Origin of the sequence: Curtobacterium sp. B8 (assembly GCF_000333315.1) — a bacterium.
In the GTDB taxonomy this organism is placed as follows: Bacteria; Actinomycetota; Actinomycetes; order Actinomycetales; family Microbacteriaceae; genus Curtobacterium; species Curtobacterium luteum.
This window is the reverse complement of record NZ_BACW01000497.1, coordinates 1-1,603: the sequence shown is the minus strand read 5'-3', so window position 1 is coordinate 1,603 and position 1,603 is coordinate 1. Positions and strand designations below refer to the sequence as shown.

The following is a 1,603-nucleotide window of genomic DNA, read 5'->3' as shown; positions in this document are numbered from 1 at the left end:
CCGCCGGTCCCTCGCCGACCAGGCCGACGCGCAGCCGATCGAGGACGCCGCCACCCTGAGCGCCGTCGCCGCCGCGCGCGCCGCCACCCGCGGCATGCTCCAGGAACTCGACGCCGTCGTGCAGAGCCGCCGCGCCGACGCCGACCGGGCGCAGGACGCCTACACCGCCGCACGCCGTGCCGCCCTCGGGCTCGAGAAGCTCGAGGAGCAGCACGTCGTCGCCGCCACCGCGGAGGACCTCCGCACCGAACAGAACGCCCTCGACGAGATCGCGGCCAGGAGCCGCACGGAAGGTGGTGCCCGATGAGCCTCGACGTCGTGCTCTCGCGGATCTCCGAGATCCGCAGCCAGATCGACGCCCTGCAGACCGGGACGGTCACGTCGACCACGTCCACGGACTCGACAGCGGCGTCCTCGGCCGCGTCCTCCGCCTTCGCGGACGCGCTCGCCACCGAGAACGGCGGCGGGACCGGGACGACGGCCGGCTCGCTCGCCACCGCCCTGGGGACCGCCGCCGGCAGCACGACGCCGGCGACCTCGGTGGACGCCGGACAGGGGACCGTCGCGACCGGGAGCGGTGCGACGGGTGCCGACGTGGTGGCCGACGCGAAGAAGTACCTCGGCGTGCCGTACGTGTTCGGCGGGACGACGACGGCCGGGATGGACTGCTCCGGTCTCGTCCAGACGGTGTTCAAGGACCTCGGGGTCACCATGCCGCGGGTCGTCCCGGACCAGGCGAAGATGGGCGTCGAGGTCGGCTCGCTCAAGGACGCGCAGCCCGGCGACCTCATCGTCCCCAAGGGCGAGGGCCACATCGTCATCTACGTCGGTGACGGCAAGGTGCTGCACGCGCCGCACCCCGGCAAGGACGTCCGCATCGTCGACAACTGGTACTCGGACGCCGACATCGCCACGATCAGGCGCATCGTGCCGACCGCGCAGGAGGCGGCGGCCCGCTCGACCACCGGCGCCGGCGCCACGGGTTCGGGCACGGACCTGCAGACCGCGGCGCTCATGGCCCTGGTGCAGTCCGGAGGTGCCGCATGACCACGATGATCCCGACCGGCGCGCCGTCGTCGGCCACCACCGGCCGTGCCGTGCCGGCCCGCCCGGGTGACGGCGGCTCCGCCTTCGGGCGGGTCCTGGCCGGTGCCGGTGCCGGTGCCGGTGCCGGTGCCGGTGGAAGCGACCGCGCCGGCACACCGGCCCGCACGGGTGCTCGTGACGACGCCGACGCGACGGTGGTGCCCGTGGGCCGGCTGCACGGCCGTCGCACGGAGCACCCCGCGGCCGCACGGACCGCGGCCGAGCGCCGGGGCCCGTCGCAGCACGGCGCTCCCGCCGCCCGGGACGGGGCCTCGGCGGCGTCGGCCGGCGCGTTCGGCGCGGCGGGCCCGGCGGCTGCGTCCGGCCCCGCGGGTGCGTCCGTCCCGGGCGACCCGTCGGCGACTGCTGATCCGTCCGTGACCGCCGGCTCGTCCCTGACCGCCGGCCCGTCCGCGACCGCCGGGTCGTCGACGCCGGCGGCCGGGGGAGCAGCCGCGGACACCGCAGCGGCCGCCGCGCTGGCCGCCGCCACGGGGCTCGCAGCGGCGTCGTCGCC

2 protein-coding genes and 1 pseudogene are annotated in these 1,603 nt (G+C 77.0%); all 3 read left to right on the top strand.

Features of this window, described 5'->3' with window-relative positions; translation table 11 throughout:
* On the top strand, nucleotides 1-307 hold a 307-nt coding region (locus I59_RS12725; protein WP_022904189.1), incomplete at its 5' end, for a flagellar FliJ family protein.
* Nucleotides 304-1,047 carry a C40 family peptidase gene (locus tag I59_RS12720; protein ID WP_042726724.1) on the top strand — a complete coding sequence of 248 codons (744 nt, stop codon included), beginning with the start codon at nucleotides 304-306 and terminating at the stop codon, nucleotides 1,045-1,047. The genes I59_RS12725 and I59_RS12720, both read left to right, overlap by 4 nt.
* Nucleotides 1,044-1,603: pseudogene (locus tag I59_RS12715) on the top strand (hypothetical protein); the annotation flags it as partial. The gene I59_RS12720 and the pseudogene I59_RS12715, both read left to right, overlap by 4 nt.